Origin of the sequence: Cellulomonas denverensis (assembly GCF_012396125.1) — a bacterium.
Classification (GTDB): Bacteria; Actinomycetota; Actinomycetes; order Actinomycetales; family Cellulomonadaceae; genus Cellulomonas; species Cellulomonas denverensis.
Map to the genome: position 1 here is coordinate 588,676 of NZ_JAAXOX010000001.1, position 13,578 is coordinate 602,253.

General features: G+C 72.9%; 14 protein-coding genes and 1 tRNA gene. 7 read left to right on the forward strand and 8 right to left on the reverse strand.

Features of this window, described 5'->3' with window-relative positions:
* Positions 1–94: 94 nt before the first annotated feature.
* Positions 95–592, forward strand: a complete 498-nt coding sequence (locus HGA03_RS02645) for an inorganic diphosphatase (RefSeq protein ID WP_168628634.1) — start codon at positions 95–97, stop codon at positions 590–592.
* Positions 593–654: 62 nt separating this feature from the next.
* On the opposite strand, the gene HGA03_RS02650 is transcribed toward HGA03_RS02645, so the two are convergent.
* The gene (locus HGA03_RS02650; protein ID WP_168628635.1) at positions 655–1,995 is read right to left on the reverse strand and encodes a C40 family peptidase; all 1,341 of its coding nucleotides are present in this window, start codon (positions 1,993–1,995) and stop codon (positions 655–657) included.
* Between the two features lie 403 nt (positions 1,996–2,398).
* On the opposite strand from HGA03_RS02650, the gene HGA03_RS02655 reads away from it, so the two are divergent.
* Genes HGA03_RS02655 through HGA03_RS02675 form a run of 5 tightly spaced genes read left to right on the forward strand, consistent with a single transcriptional unit; the run spans position 2,399 to position 7,723 of the window.
* Entirely contained in the window at positions 2,399–3,715 is a 1,317-nt protein-coding gene (locus HGA03_RS02655; protein WP_168628636.1) for a bifunctional o-acetylhomoserine/o-acetylserine sulfhydrylase, read from the forward strand.
* Between the two features lie 6 nt (positions 3,716–3,721).
* The gene (gene metX, locus HGA03_RS02660; protein ID WP_168628637.1) at positions 3,722–4,915 is read left to right on the forward strand and encodes a homoserine O-acetyltransferase MetX; all 1,194 of its coding nucleotides are present in this window, start codon (positions 3,722–3,724) and stop codon (positions 4,913–4,915) included.
* A gap of 19 nt (positions 4,916–4,934) precedes the next feature.
* Positions 4,935–5,759 (forward strand): maleylpyruvate isomerase N-terminal domain-containing protein, encoded by an 825-nt coding sequence (locus HGA03_RS02665; RefSeq protein WP_168628638.1) that lies wholly within the window; start codon positions 4,935–4,937, stop codon positions 5,757–5,759.
* An 18-nt stretch (positions 5,760–5,777) separates the two neighbouring features.
* A complete protein-coding gene (locus HGA03_RS02670; protein ID WP_168628639.1) occupies positions 5,778–6,746 on the forward strand; it encodes a zinc-binding dehydrogenase in 969 nt (322 codons plus the stop codon).
* An 8-nt stretch (positions 6,747–6,754) separates the two neighbouring features.
* Entirely contained in the window at positions 6,755–7,723 is a 969-nt protein-coding gene (locus tag HGA03_RS02675) for an alpha/beta hydrolase (RefSeq protein ID WP_168628640.1), read from the forward strand.
* Positions 7,724–7,733: 10 nt separating this feature from the next.
* On the opposite strand, the gene HGA03_RS02680 is transcribed toward HGA03_RS02675, so the two are convergent.
* The 7 genes from HGA03_RS02680 to HGA03_RS02710 form a co-directional block, all read right to left on the reverse strand.
* Positions 7,734–8,909, reverse strand: a complete 1,176-nt coding sequence (locus tag HGA03_RS02680) for a hypothetical protein (RefSeq protein ID WP_168628641.1) — start codon at positions 8,907–8,909, stop codon at positions 7,734–7,736.
* A 156-nt stretch (positions 8,910–9,065) separates the two neighbouring features.
* Positions 9,066–9,359 (reverse strand): thiamine-binding protein, encoded by a 294-nt coding sequence (locus HGA03_RS02685; RefSeq protein WP_168628642.1) that lies wholly within the window; start codon positions 9,357–9,359, stop codon positions 9,066–9,068.
* A gap of 142 nt (positions 9,360–9,501) precedes the next feature.
* Positions 9,502–10,221, reverse strand: a complete 720-nt coding sequence (gene rplA / locus HGA03_RS02690) for a 50S ribosomal protein L1 (protein ID WP_168628643.1) — start codon at positions 10,219–10,221, stop codon at positions 9,502–9,504.
* Positions 10,222–10,312: 91 nt separating this feature from the next.
* The gene (rplK, locus tag HGA03_RS02695; RefSeq protein ID WP_168628644.1) at positions 10,313–10,744 is read right to left on the reverse strand and encodes a 50S ribosomal protein L11; all 432 of its coding nucleotides are present in this window, start codon (positions 10,742–10,744) and stop codon (positions 10,313–10,315) included.
* A gap of 85 nt (positions 10,745–10,829) precedes the next feature.
* A complete protein-coding gene (gene nusG, locus HGA03_RS02700; protein WP_168628645.1) occupies positions 10,830–11,630 on the reverse strand; it encodes a transcription termination/antitermination protein NusG in 801 nt (266 codons plus the stop codon).
* A 50-nt stretch (positions 11,631–11,680) separates the two neighbouring features.
* On the reverse strand, positions 11,681–11,968 hold the full coding sequence (secE, locus tag HGA03_RS18655; protein ID WP_168628646.1) for a preprotein translocase subunit SecE: 288 nt from the start codon (positions 11,966–11,968) through the stop codon (positions 11,681–11,683).
* A gap of 108 nt (positions 11,969–12,076) precedes the next feature.
* Positions 12,077–12,149: transfer RNA gene (locus HGA03_RS02710), tRNA-Trp, on the reverse strand.
* 139 nt (positions 12,150–12,288) lie between these two features.
* Between HGA03_RS02710 and HGA03_RS02715 the strand changes: the two genes are divergently transcribed.
* Positions 12,289–13,530 carry a pyridoxal phosphate-dependent aminotransferase gene (locus HGA03_RS02715; RefSeq protein WP_239073572.1) on the forward strand — a complete coding sequence of 414 codons (1,242 nt, stop codon included), beginning with the start codon at positions 12,289–12,291 and terminating at the stop codon, positions 13,528–13,530.
* The last annotated feature ends 48 nt before the right edge of the window (positions 13,531–13,578 follow it).

Consider the following 13,578-nt stretch of genomic DNA (forward strand, 5'->3'; position numbering starts at 1 on the left):
CTAGGGGACGGACGCGGGTCGTCATGCCCGCCGCGTGTGAGGATGGGCCACACCGGGCCCGGCGCTGGGACCACGGTGAGACGAAGGAGCGGGAGTGGAATTCGACGTCACGATCGAGATCCCCAAGGGTCAGCGGAACAAGTACGAGGTGGATCACGCCACCGGGCGGATCCGGTTGGACCGGATGCTGTTCACCTCGACGCGCTATCCGGACGACTACGGGTTCATCGACGGCACCCTCGGCGAGGACGGCGACCCGCTGGACGCCCTGGTCCTGCTGGAGGAGCCGACCTTCCCCGGTTGCCTGATCCGCTGCCGTGCGCTGGGCATGTTCCGGATGCGGGACGAGGCCGGCGGTGACGACAAGGTGCTGTGCGTGCCCACCGGCGACCAGCGGGCGGCCTGGCGGCAGGACATCGACGACGTGTCCGACTTCCACCGGCTGGAGATCCAGCACTTCTTCGAGGTGTACAAGGACCTGGAGCCGGGCAAGTCGGTGGAGGGCGCCCACTGGGTCGGCCGCGCCGAGGCCGAGGCCGAGATCGCCCGCTCGCTGCAGCGCGCCGCCGACGCCGGCTACAACGCGCACTGAGCTTCGCTGCACGACGAGGCCCCCGCCACCGAGGTCGGTGACGGGGGCCTCGTCCGTGCGGGTCAGGGACGCCCGACGTAGGCCATCGAGTTGGTGTAGCGCACCGAGGCGATCTTCACCACGTCGCCGGGCTTGGGCGCCTCGATCATCTGCCCGTTCCCGATGTACATCGCCACGTGGTAGATGCTGGCCGCATCGTTCGGGTTGTTGCCGTAGAAGATCAGGTCACCCGGGCGCATCTGGGCGTAGCTGACCTTTTGCACCTGGCGGTACTGGTCGCGCGAGGTGCGGTTCAGGTTCACCCCGGCGGCGCGCCAGGCACCCTGGGTCAGGCCGGAGCAGTCGTAGCCGGTCGGGCCGGTGCCGCCCCAGATGTAGGGCTTGCCCAGCTGCTGCTTGGCCCAGGCGATCGCGGTCTCCGCGGAGGAGGTGCTGCCCGAGGAGCTGCCGCCGGTGTTGCCACCCGTGCTGCCGCCCGTGCTGCCACCGCTGGACGGCGGAGTGGTCGGGGTGGGGGTCGACGGGGTGCTCGGGTTCGACGGCTGGCTCGGCGTCGACGGCGTGCTGGGCGCCGACGGGGTGTTCGGCGTGCTCGCAGCCGGCGGGGCCGGCTCCTGGGCACGCTCGGCCTGGGCCGCGGCCTCGGTCTGGGCCCGGCGGTCGGCGTCGATCTGGTCCTGCCGCTCCTGCTCGACCTCGGCGGAGGTGTTGCGGGCGGCGGCGAGCTGCTGGATCAGCGACTGGCGCTCGGTGGCGGCACTGGCGACGGCGGCATCCGCGTCGCTCTGCGCGGTCTCGGCCGCGGTCAGCTTCTCCTCGGCGTCGGTGGCGGCGGACTCCTTGGCCGCCTGCGCGGCGTCGGCCTCCTCCTTGAGGGTGGTGGCGACCTGGTCGGCGGCGCGGTAGGCCTGCACCGCCTGGTCGGCCTTGGTGCTCACCAGGCCGAGCGCCTGGTTGCGGGCGACCACGTCCTCCAGGCCCTCCGCGGACAGCAGCGCCTGCAGGTCGTCCATCGAACCGCCGTTGCGGGCGGCCTCACGGGCGATCGCGACCAGGGTCGAGCGCGCGGACTCCAGGTCCTCCTGCGCGGACTCGTACTTGGCCTGGGCGTCGGTGGCGGCGGTCTGGGCGGCGCTCAGGTCGGCCTGCGCCTGGGCGTAGGCCTCGGCGGCCTCCTGCACGGCGATCTGCGCCTGGTCGCTGGTGGCGGACAGCTGGGCCAGCCGGACCTCGATGTCGGCCACCGCATCCGCCGCGGTGCCGACCGCGGCCTGCGCCTGGCGGACGTCGTCGTCGCTGACGTCCGGGTCGGCCATCGCCATGCTGCCGGGAACGACGAGCAGGGCCGCCGTGATCACGGCCGCGGCCGCGCGGCCGGTCCGCCGGTGATTCGGTTGCGTCACAGCACTGTCCCTCTCGTTCCCGCTACAGATCGGACCCGACGCTACCCCGCTTCCACCACAGAAGTGAACTCCTGTCACAGTTTTCACAGAGGTCACACCCGTCACAAATCACCCATACCGGGAGGAGTCCCCGTCGGTTCACCCGATGGAGTGCGGCCGTCTCAGTGCGCAAGACACCGGTTCCACATGTCGACAAGCGGACCGTATCGTCCTGGCATGACCTGCCGAATGTGTCGCTGACCAGCGCACGCTCGGCTGTGCCCGCAGGCCGGTTCCCGGCTCTCGCGGATCCCGGCGCCGGTCGGTACCCGGCCACCGGACCCCAGCCCTCATCGCCCTCCTGGCACGCGGCGTGCGCCCCGCTCTCCACCAGCAGCCCCGCCCCACACCCACAGGAGCCACGATGTCCCAGAACTGGTCCTTCGAGACCCAGCAGATCCACGCCGGCCAGACCCCCGATCCGGCCACCGGCGCCCGCGCCCTGCCGATCTACCAGACCACCAGCTACGTCTTCCCCGACGCCGGGGTCGCCGCCGACCGCTTCGCCCTGAAGGACCTGGGCCCGATCTACACCCGGATCGGCAACCCCACGGTCGAGGTGGTGGAGAACCGGATCGCCGCGCTGGAGGGCGGGGTCGGCGCCCTACTGCTCGCCAGCGGCCAGGCCGCCGAGACCTACGCGATCCTCAACGTCGCCGAGGCCGGCAGCCACATCGTCGCCAGCCCCAGCCTGTACGGCGGCACCTACAACCTGCTGCACTACACGCTGCCCCGGCTCGGGATCGAGACCACCTTCGTCACCGACCCGCAGGACCCGCAGGCCTGGCGGGACGCGATCCGGCCGAACACCAAGGCGTTCTACGCCGAGTCGGTGCCGAACCCCAAGCAGGACATCCTCGACATCGAGACCGTCGCCGGGATCGCGCACGAGGCCGGGGTCCCGCTGATCGTCGACAACACCGTCGCCACCCCGTACCTGATCCGGCCGCTGGAGCACGGCGCCGACGTGGTCGTGCACTCGGCGACCAAGTACCTCGGCGGGCACGGCACCGCGATCGGCGGCGTGATCGTCGACGGCGGGACCTTCGACTTCGGCGCCGACCCCGAGCGCTACCCGTCGTTCAACCAGCCCGACCCGTCCTACGACGGCCTGGTGTTCGCCCGGGACCTCGGCAAGGACGGCGCCTTCGGGGTGAACCTGTCCTACATCCTGCGGGCCCGGGTGCAGCTGCTGCGCGACCTCGGCGCCGCGATCAGCCCGTTCAACGCCTTCCTGATCGCCCAGGGCCTGGAGACGCTGTCGCTGCGGGTGGAGCGGCACGTGGCCAACGCCCAGAAGGTCGCCGAGTGGCTGGACGCCCGGGACGACGTGCTGTCGGTGACCTATGCCGGGCTGCCCAGCCACCCGCAGTACGAGCTGGGCCGCAAGTACGCCCCGCGCGGCACCGGCGCGGTGCTGGCCTTCGAGATCGCCGGTGGCGCCGAGGCGGGGCAGGCCTTCGTCTCCGCACTGGAGCTGCACTCGAACGTGGCGAACATCGGCGACGTCCGCTCGCTGGTGATCCACCCGGCCTCCACCACGCACAGCCAGCTCAGCCCGGCGGAGCAGGCGCTGTCCGGCGTCACCCCCGGCCTGGTCCGGCTCGCGGTCGGCCTGGAGGGGATCGAGGACATCCTCGCCGACCTGGACGCCGGCTTCCGCGCCGCCAAGGGGGCCTGAGCACCCGTGCCGCAGCACCGCACCGACACCCGCCGGCCCCGGACCGCGCAGGAGGACCGGCCGCCCCGGGCCTCCTCGGCCTGGCGGGAGGGCGACCCGGTCGGCCGCCGGCAGTTCGCCGACCTGGGGCCACTCGCCCTGGAGGGCGACGGACTGCTGCCCTCGGTCCGGCTCGCCTACGAGACCTGGGGCACCCTCGCCCCGGACGGCTCGAATGCGGTGCTGGTGCTGCACGCCCTCACCGGTGACACCCATGTCACCGGCGACGCCGGGCCCGGCCACCCCACCCCCGGGTGGTGGTCCACGCTGGTCGGGCCCGGCGCCGCCATCGACACCGACCGTTGGTTCGTGGTCGCCCCGAACGTGCTCGGCGGCTGCCAGGGCAGCACCGGGCCGGCCAGCCCGCACCCGGACGGCCGGCCCTGGGGCAGCCGGTTCCCGCAGCTGACCGTACGGGACCAGGTCGCGGCCGAACTGCGGCTGGCCGACGCCCTGGGCGTGCGGTCCTGGGCGCTGGTGATCGGCGCGTCGATGGGCGGCCAGCGGGCGCTGGAGTGGGCGGTGACCGCACCCGAGCGGGTCCGGGCGCTGGCCGCGATCGCCACCAGCGCCCAGACCTCCGGCGACCAGATCGCGTCCTTCCACACCCAGCTCACCGCCCTGACCGCCGACCCGCGGTTCCGCGGTGGCGACTACTACGACGCGGCGGACGGCGACGGCCCGCACGCCGGACTGGGCCTGGCCCGGCAGATCGCACACCAGACCTACCGCAGCGCCGAGGAGCTGGACACCCGGTTCGGCAGGATCCCGCAGGGCGGCGAGCAGCCGCTGTCCGGCGGCCGGTTCGCGGTGCAGTCCTACCTGGACCACCACGGCGACAAACTGGCCCGGCGGTTCGACGCCAACACCTATGCGGTACTCACCCGGTCGATGATGACCCACGACCTGGGCCGGGACCGTGGCGGGGTGGACACCGCCCTGCGGCAGATCACCGCCCGCACCCTGGTGGTCGCGGTGGACTCGGACCGGCTGTTCCTGCCCGCCCAGTCCGCCCGGATCGCGGCCGGGGTGCCCGGTGCCGCGCCGCTGCGCACGCTGCACACCCCGTACGGCCACGACGGCTTCCTGATCGAGCACGCCCAGCTCGGGCCCTGGGTGCGCGACCACCTGGAGGCCGGGGTCGTCGACCTCACCGGCTGACTGCTGCCACTCTTGCTCCATGACACTGCGCCCCGAGGACCTGGCCGCCCGCACCGACCTGCTCGACCGGCAGTGGACCACCCTGCGCGACTGGGTCGGCACCGCCGTGGACGCCGGTGGCGGCGCGGCGGACTCCATCCTGGACGGCTGGACGGTCGCCGAGCTGGTCGCCCACCTCGGCCGGGCGATGGAGGCGCTGGCAGTGTGCGAGCCCGCCCCGGCCGGCACCGTGCCACTCAGCCTCGCCGAGTACCTGGGCAGCTACGCCGGACGGGCCGACGACATCGCCCGCACCACCCGCGAGCTGGCCGAGGAGATCGCCGCCGACCCGCTGCCCCAGGTGGACCTGCGGGCCCGTGCCGCCCTGGACCGGGCCCGCGAACTCGGCCCGCAGGACGTGGTGGTGCAGGCCCGCCGCGGGCCGGTGCTGCTGTCCACCATGATCGCCTCCCGGCTCACCGAGCTGGTGGTGCACGCCGACGACCTGCAGCGCTCGCTGGCCCGGTCGCGCGGCGCGGCCCCCGGCAGCCGGGCGGAGCTCGGCGACGGGATCGGCCCGCTGCCCGGCGTGCCCGGTGGCCTGGGCCCGGAGGGCGGGCTGGGCGACGGGGTGGGCTCCGGTGGCCCGATCGACGGCGACGCGCTGGACCTGGTGGCCGGTGAGCTGCTGCGGATCGTGGTGGCCCGGGGCGGCTGGGACCTGGAGGTGGCGCAGCCGCTGACCTGGGTCCGGCTGGCGGCCGGGCGGCTGCCCTACGACGTGGACGTGCTCGCCGCGGCCCTGGCGCCGCGCTTCACCTCGGACGCGGTCCCGGACCTCGGTCGGATGCTGCCGGTGCTCTGACGGTTCTAGGGTCGGATCATGCTCGCTGCCCAGGTCACCTCCTTCCACCCCGACGACCCGCTGGCCGGACTCACGGTCGGGGAGCATCCCGACCCCGAGCCGCGCGAGCACTGGACCACGGTCGACCTGCGCGCCGCCGCCCTGAACCAGCACGACCTGTGGTCGCTGCGCGGTGTGGGGCTGCGGGCCGAGCAACTGCCGATGGTGCTGGGCACCGACGGCGCCGGGGTGACCGCCGACGGCCGCGAGGTGGTGCTGCACGGGGTGATCGGCGGCGGCCTCGGCCACGGCGTCGGCCCGGCCGAGCCCCGGTCGCTGCTGTCCGAGCGCTACCCGGGCACCCTGGCCGAACGCACGTCGGTGCCGAGCTGGAACCTGGTGGACAAGCCGGCCGAGCTCTCCTTCGCCGAGGCCGCCTGCCTGCCCACCGCGTGGTTGACCGCGTACCGGATGCTGTTCACCACCGGCAGCGCCAAGCCCGGCCAGCGGGTGCTGGTGCAGGGTGCCGGCGGCGGGGTCGCCACCGCTGCCCTGCTGCTCGGTGCCGCCGCGGGGCTGGAGGTCTGGGTGACCAGCCGCGACCAGGCCCGCCGGGATCGCGCGCTCACCCTGGGCGCCGCCGGGGTGCTGGCCCCGGGCGACCGGCTGCCCGCCCGCGCGGACCTGGTGATCGAGACCGTCGGCGCCGCCACCTGGTCGCACTCGGTGCGCTCGGTGCGCCCGGGCGGCCGGATCGTGGTGGCCGGGGCGACCACCGGCGACCCGGAGCGGATGGAGCTGCAGCGGATCTTCTTCACCGAGATCCAGGTGCTCGGCGCCACGATGGGCAGCAAGGAGGACCTGGCGGCGCTGCTGGCGTTCTGCGCCCGGACCGGCGTGCGCCCGGTGACCGACTCCACCTTCCCGCTCGCGCAGGCCGACCAGGGGCTGGCACGCTTGGCCCGCGGTGAGCAGTTCGGCAAGGTGGTGCTCGAGATCCAGGGGTAGGTGGCGCGGTGGGCCGGCAGTGGCAGCAGGACATCCTGGGCCCCGACTACCGTGCGCTCACCCTGGACCTGGCCGACGACGACGAGGGCGCGGTGGTCGCCACCCTGGTCCGGCACGCGCCGCCCACCCCCGAACCGCAGCGGCCGTCCCGCGCGGTGCTCTACCTGCACGGCTGGTCCGACTACTTCTTCCAGACCGGGCTGGCCGAGTTCTGGACCGGGCAGGGTGCGGCGTTCTACGCCCTCGACCTGCGCAAGTACGGCCGGAGCCTGCGCCCGCACCAGACCCCCGGCTACATCGACGACCTGGCGGCCTACGACGAGGACATCGAGGCCGCCCTCACCGAGATCAAGGCAGAGCTCGGCGACCCGGCCCGGGTGATGCTGATGGGTCACTCCACCGGCGGGCTGACCGCCGCGCTCTGGCTGGACCGCCACCCCGGCCGGGTGCACGGCCTGGTGCTGAACAGTCCGTGGCTGGAGCTGCAGGGCTCCTCGGTGGTGCGGCACATCAGCTTCCCGGCGATCGCCCGGCTGGCCCGGCTGCAGCCCAAGGCCCCGCTGCCGAATGTCGACGCTGGCTTCTATGCCCGGACGGTGCGCGAGGCCGATGGCGGCGAGTGGACCTACCAGGAGGACTGGCGGCCCACCCCGTCGTTCCCGGTCCGGGCCGGCTGGCTGGCGGCGGTGCTGGCCGGGCACTCCCGGGTGGCCCGCGGGCTGGACATCCCGGTGCCGGTGCTGATGCTCGCCTCGGCCCGCAGCCTGCTCAGCCCGTGGTGGACCGAGGACATGCGCGCCGCGGACATGGTGCTGGACGTGGAGTCGCTGGTCCGCCGGGCGCTGAACCTGGGGCCGGTGCTGACCGTGGTGCGGATCGAGGGTGGTCTGCACGACCTGACCCTGTCCCCGGCACCGGTGCGAGCGCGGCTCTACGCCGAGATCGCCCGGTGGAGCGCCGCCTACGGCTGGGAGTGACGCCGGCCGGTCAGCGGATGCCGACCGCCTCGCCCAGGCTCGGGCCGTCCTCGCCGAACCGCCAGACCCGCCAGCCGTCCGCCGGGCGCTCCAGGTCGGCGGCCACCACGGCGGCGTCGCCCGGATCGGTGTGCAGGCTGCCGTCGGCGAGCTGGATCATGCCGTCGGTGCGCAGCGTGGCGGTCAGGCGCTGACCCCGGCGCACCCGCACCCAGACCAGGTCCAGCGGCTTGCGCTCGGCAGCGGCCAGTGCGGCCAGCTCCGGCAGTGGGCCACCGGGCACCGGGGCGGAGTCGTCGCGGACCGGCGGCAGCACGGTGGTGGCGTCCGCGGCGATCGGCCGGGGACCGGTCAGCGGGGTGGGCACCTCGGCAGCGTCACCACGACGGCTGCGCCGGGTCAACGGGACCGGGTCCACCGGGATCGCAGCCGGGGAGAACGTGGGCTCGGGCTCGGCCACGGCGTCGACCGGCGGCTCCTCCGGCTCGGCCTGCGGCTCCTCCGGCTCGGTCTGCTCCTCGGGTTCGGCCGGCGCCGCGCCGGTGGGCGGCCAGGGCGTGGGCGCCTGGGACACCGCGGGCACCGACCCGGTCGCCGGGCCGGGCTCCACCGGTCGCCGCTGCCGGGTGGAGCCGGGGCGCAGCGGTGAGACGTCCAGGTACCGCCGCCCGCCCGGCCCCTCGGTCACCCCGAGCCGGAGCACGTCCACCTGGGTCCCGGCGGTCAGGTACTCCACCGCCTCCTGCAGGCCCTCGGCGATGTCGCCGCAGACCAGCACCAGCCGGACACCCTCCCGCCCGGCACGCTCGGCGCGCACCATCGGCGCCCGGTCCCGGAACACCGCCAGATCGGCCTCGAAGGCCTCCGGCCCGCCGCGGTACAGCCGGGCGATGTCGGCGCGGCTCATCCGGGCCGCCCCGCCGGCGTGCCGCAGCGCCCGCAGCAGGGTCGAAGCGTCCAGCAGCTGCACCGCCTCCACCACCACCGGCTGGGCGGCCGCATCCAGGGCGAGCAGCTGGGAACCGTCACCGGCACCGATCTCCCGGATGGTCAGCACCGGCTCGCCGATCAGCTCCCCGGCGTTCTCCGCCACCAGGGCGGCGGCGTCCCGGTCGAAGGAGTCGGCACTGGGCCGCATCGGCTGGACGAGCGTGCCGTGGCCGTCGTCGAGCTCGAAGATCGCCATCCGTCCGTTGCTCCATCCCTGTCCTGGCAGGGCGCGGATCATCGCCCGCCGCACCCGCACTCGCTCGCCCGCCGCCCGGGACGCGCACCGGGATTCTGTCATCCTCCGGCGCCCGTTCTGCCCGGACACAGGTCTTCTGCACGACTTGTCCACGCGCTAGCGCGTGAGCTCGGCCTCCAACCTGGCCACCTTGCCGGTGAGTTCACCGGTGTGGCCGGGACGGATGTCGGCCTTGAGCACCAGACTGACCCGCCCCGCATGGCGCCCGACCGCCTCCGTGGCGAGCCGGACCACCTCCATGCACTCGTCCCATTCACCCTCGATCGTGGTGAACATCGCATCCGTCCGATGCGGCAGACCGGAGTCCCGGACCACCCGCACCGCGTCGGCGACGGCCGCCGTGACGGATTCACCTGCCCCGAGCGGGGATACCGAGAACGCGACCAGCATGTCTCCCACCTTCGCGCACCAGCCCGGAGCCGTCCACCCCTGACGCCCGAGAGCACCCGGACGCGCACCCTGCGGAATGACGCACGGCCCCGGTCCCCCTCGATGGGGGGACCGGGGCCGTGCGTTCGTGGTGGGCGCTACCTCAGGCAGCGTCCTCCTCGGAGGTGAGGTTCCGGGTCTTGGACTGGTCGACCAGGATGCCGGGGCCGTTCGTGGTCGAGATGGTCGCCTTGGTGATGTAGCGGCCCTTCGACGCGGACGGCTTCAGACGCAGGATCTCCTCCAGCGCGGCGGCGTAGTTCTCCACCAGCTGCACATCGGAGAACGAGGTCTTGCCGATGATGAAGTGCAGGTTGGCGTGCTTGTCCACGCGGAACTCGATCTTGCCGCCCTTGATGTCGGCGACGGCCTTGGCCACGTCCATCGTGACGGTGCCGGTCTTCGGGTTCGGCATCAGGCCACGGGGACCGAGCACCTTGCCCAGACGACCGACCTTGCCCATCAGGTCCGGGGTGGCGACCGCGGAGTCGAAGTCGGTCCAACCGCCGGCGACCTTCTCGATCAGCTCGTCGCCGCCGACCTCGTCCGCACCGGCGGCGCGGGCCTGCTCGGCACGCTCACCGTTCGCGAACACGATCACGCGGGCGGTCTTGCCGGTGCCGTGCGGCAGGTTGACCGTGCCACGGACCATCTGGTCCGCCTTGCGCGGGTCCACCCCGAGGCGCATGGCGACCTCGACCGTGGCGTCGTACTTGGTGGTCGAGGTGGCCTGGGCCAGGCGGATCGCCTGCAGCGGGTTGTAGACCTCGCCCGGCTCGATCTTCTCGAGCGCGGCGCGGTAGGCCTTGCTGTGCTTGGGCATCTGCTTCTCCTTGTTCAGCAGTCGTGGTCGACGGGCCGCACAGGGCCCTGCCACTGGGGTCCCCCGGCGGTCGCCGGGGGCACGGGGGTGATCAGTCGTTGACGGTGATGCCCATGGAGCGGGCGGTACCGGCGACGATCTTCATCGCCTGCTCGATGTCGTTCGCGTTCAGGTCCGGCATCTTGGTGGTGGCGATCTCGCGGACCTGGTCGGCGGTGATCGAGGCGACCTTGACGGTGTGCGGGGTCGGGGAACCCTTGGCCACACCGGCAGCCTTCTTGATCATCTCCGCGGCCGGCGGGGTCTTGGTGATGAAGGTGAAGGAGCGGTCCTCGTAGACCGTGATCTCCACCGGGATCACGTTGCCGCGCTGCGACTCGGTGGCCGCGTTGTAGGCCTTGCAGAACTCCATGATGTTCACACCGGCGGCACCCAGCGCGGGGCCGATCGGCGGGGCCGGAGTCGCGGCACCGGCGTTGATCTGGAGCTTGATGAGGCCGGTGACCTTCTTCTTGGGAGGCATGCGCCATCCCCTTCCTTGTTCGTGGGCCGACGCCGTGGGCGATGACCCGGTTGCAGTGCCGTCGCTGCGCCCCGCGGGGCGCGGGTCAGATCTTGGCGACCTGGCTGAACGACAGCTCGACCGGGGTCTCCCGGCCGAAGATGGAGACGAGAACCTTGAGCTTCTGGTTCTCGGGGTTGATCTCGGAGATCGTGGCCGGCAGCGTGTCGAAGGCACCGTCGGTGACGGTGACCGACTCGCCGACGGTGAAGTCGACCTCGATCGGGGAGGCGGACTTGCCGGACTGGGCCTGGCCGCCGGAGGACGCGGCGGCGGGCGCCTTCTCCTCGATGGTCGGGGCCAGCATGGAGAAGACCTCGTCCAGGGTCAGCGGCACCGGCTGGTGGGTGTGCCCCACGAACCCGGTCACGCCCGGGGTGTGCCGGACGGCGCCCCAGGACTCGTCGGTCAGGTCCATCCGCACCAGGACGTAGCCGGGGATCCGCACGCGGCGCACGACCTTGCGCTGCGCGTTCTTGATCTCCACGACCTCCTCCATGGGGACCTCCACCTGGTAGATGAAGTCCTCCATGTTGAGGGACTGGGTGCGGTTCTCCAGGTTCGCCTTCACCCGGTTCTCGTACCCGGCGTAGGAGTGGATCACGTACCAGTCGCCCAGCTGGGAGCGCAGCTGCGCCTTGAACGCCTCGACCGGGTCCTCGTCGGCGTCGACCTCGACGGTCTCCTCGGCGTCCTCGGCCGGCACCTCGGGCTCGGCGGCCTCGTCACCGACGGTCTCGGCGGCCTCCAGGCCGGCCTCGTCCTCGGTCGCGGCCACCGACGTCAGGGCGTCATCGAGCTCGGACTCAGCGGCGCCCACCTCGGGCTCCTGCGATTCCTGCGACACGTACTGACCTGCTTTCTGCTGCGGTTGAGGAGGGGGTGGAGCCGGCGGCGTCAGCCGCCGAAGGCCCACCGGGTCAACTGGCCGATGCCCAGGTCGACCACGGTCACGAACGCCATCACGACGGCCACGAAGACCAGCACGACGATGGTGTAGGTGATCAGGTCGGACCGGGTCAGCCAGACGACCTTCTTGAGCTCGGCGACGACCTGGCGGATGAACAGCGCGATCCGCGCGAACAGTCCACGACGCTTCTCGGGCTTGGCGGCCTTGCCGCTGGACCCCTTGGTCCGGGCCGGCTCGTCCGCGCCGGACGCCGCCACCGGTGCCGATTCGCTCACGGTTCGTTCCCCTACGTCTCCACGACGCCGGTGCGGCGTCTGATCTCGGTCGTCAGCGGCAAGCCGCCGTCCCGTGGAGCACGGAGCGGCTGGCCGTGACCACACGCGCAGGGCAGGCGAGACTCGAACTCGCAACCGCCGGTTTTGGAGACCGGTGCGCTACCAATTGCGCCACTGCCCTACGGCGGCATTCCCGGTCACGACGGTCCGCGCTGGGCACGGCTCATCATGGCGGAGGTCAACCACCGAGCGCCTACTGTACGCGACGCATGCGGCCCGGTCGAACCACACCCCCGGCGGCGGTCTGCGAGGATGACCCCGTGACCGAGCACGCCGCCTCCCGCTCCGCCTCGTCCGCCGCGCCCCGCCGGGTCTCCACCCGGATCGGCGCCATCGCCGAGTCCGCCACGCTCGCGGTGGATGCCAAGGCGAAGGCACTGAAGGCGGCCGGTCGCCCGGTGATCGGCTTCGGCGCCGGCGAGCCGGACTTCCCCACCCCGGACTACATCGTCGAGGCGGCGGTCCGGGCAGCGCACGACCCGGTCAACCACCGCTACTCCCCCGCCGCCGGACTGCCCGCGCTGCGCGAGGCGATCGCCGCCAAGACGCTCCGCGACTCCGGCTACCCGGTCGAGCCGGCCCAGGTGCTGGTCACCAACGGCGGCAAGCAGGCGGTCTACCAGACCTTCGCCACCCTGCTGGACCCGGGCGACGAGGTGCTGCTGCCCGCGCCGTACTGGACCACCTACCCGGAGGCGATCCGGCTGGCCGGCGGCGTCCCGGTCGAGGTGTTCGCCGGGGAGGACCAGGACTACCGGGTGACGGTGGAGCAGCTGGAGGCCGCCCGCACCTCGCGGACCAAGGTCGTGCTGTTCGTGTCGCCGTCCAACCCGACCGGCGCGGTGTACACCCCGGAACAGACCGAGCAGATCGGCCGCTGGGCACTGGAGCACGGCATCTGGGTCATCACGGACGAGATCTACGAGCACCTGGTCTACGACGGCGCGGTCGCCACCCCGATCGTCCGGGCGGTGCCCGAGCTGGCCGACACCACGGTGGTGCTGAACGGGGTGGCCAAGACCTATGCGATGACCGGCTGGCGGGTGGGCTGGATGATCGGCCCCACCGACGTGATCACGGCCGCGACCAACCTGCAGTCGCACCTGTCGTCCAACGTCGCGAACGTCTCCCAGCGGGCCGCGCTCGCGGCGGTCACCGGCGACCTGTCCGCGGTGGAACGGATGCGGACCGCCTTCGACCGGCGCCGCCGGACCATGGTGCAGATGCTCTCGGAGATCGACGGGGTCCGGATCCCGGTGCCGCAGGGCGCGTTCTACGCCTACCCGTCGGTGGCCGGGGTGCTCGGCCGCAGCATCCGGGGCGTCACGCCGACCACGTCCGCCGAGCTGGCCGCGCTGATCCTGGACCAGGCCGAGGTCGCCGTGGTGCCGGGCGAGGCCTTCGGCCCGTCGGGCTACCTGCGACTGTCCTACGCACTCGGCGACGACGACCTGGTCGAGGGCGTCGGCCGGATCCAGGCACTACTGGCCGAGGCGGACTGACCCACTCGTCCGGCGAGCGGCGGGCGGCGGGTCCGCACCGGAACCGGT

Coding starts and splice junctions, on each gene's coding strand:
- HGA03_RS02685 (WP_168628642.1), bottom strand. CDS start 9,359: ATGCTGGTCGCGTTCTCGGTATCCCCGCTCGGGGCAGGTGAATCCGTC.
- HGA03_RS02670 (WP_168628639.1), top strand. CDS start 5,778: ATGCTCGCTGCCCAGGTCACCTCCTTCCACCCCGACGACCCGCTGGCC.
- HGA03_RS02665 (WP_168628638.1), top strand. CDS start 4,935: ATGACACTGCGCCCCGAGGACCTGGCCGCCCGCACCGACCTGCTCGAC.
- HGA03_RS02655 (WP_168628636.1), top strand. CDS start 2,399: ATGTCCCAGAACTGGTCCTTCGAGACCCAGCAGATCCACGCCGGCCAG.
- HGA03_RS02680 (WP_168628641.1), bottom strand. CDS start 8,909: ATGGCGATCTTCGAGCTCGACGACGGCCACGGCACGCTCGTCCAGCCG.
- rplA (WP_168628643.1), bottom strand. CDS start 10,221: ATGCCCAAGCACAGCAAGGCCTACCGCGCCGCGCTCGAGAAGATCGAG.
- rplK (WP_168628644.1), bottom strand. CDS start 10,744: ATGCCTCCCAAGAAGAAGGTCACCGGCCTCATCAAGCTCCAGATCAAC.